The organism is Streptomyces otsuchiensis, from assembly GCF_004305975.1.
Lineage (GTDB): Bacteria > Actinomycetota > Actinomycetes > Streptomycetales > Streptomycetaceae > Streptomyces > Streptomyces otsuchiensis.
The window spans coordinates 1-286 of the sequence record NZ_BHZI01000650.1 but is presented as its reverse complement, the minus strand read 5'-3'; the positions used below and the strand labels follow the sequence as shown (position 1 = coordinate 286).

The 286-nt window shown below is 83.6% G+C and carries 1 pseudogene; it reads right to left on the bottom strand.

The annotated features are described in order from the left end of the window. Positions 1 to 194, bottom strand: a pseudogene (locus E0D90_RS28220) (hypothetical protein); the annotation flags it as partial. Positions 195 to 286: the final 92 nt, after the last annotated feature.

Here is a 286-nt window from a genome sequence, read left to right as displayed (position 1 = left end):
GGCAACAGGGGTGGCGGAACCGGGTCGGCGCGCCGCGCGCCCGGGCTCTCCGGCGAGCGGGTCCGACGTCCCGGCAGCGCGGGCAGCACCCGCCGGACGGGCCGCCCCGCGAGGGCGTCGCGCCCCGCCGACGGCGCGGGGATGCCCGCCGGGCCCGGGGAGTCGGAGCCGTGGGGCGAGGTGTGCGGTGCCATCGCGGAACCACCGGGCACCGGCGGCGCCTCCGGCACGCTCGCGGCGGACGCGTGCGCGCCGGGGCGGTGCTCCGCCGGGTGGGGTACGGCTG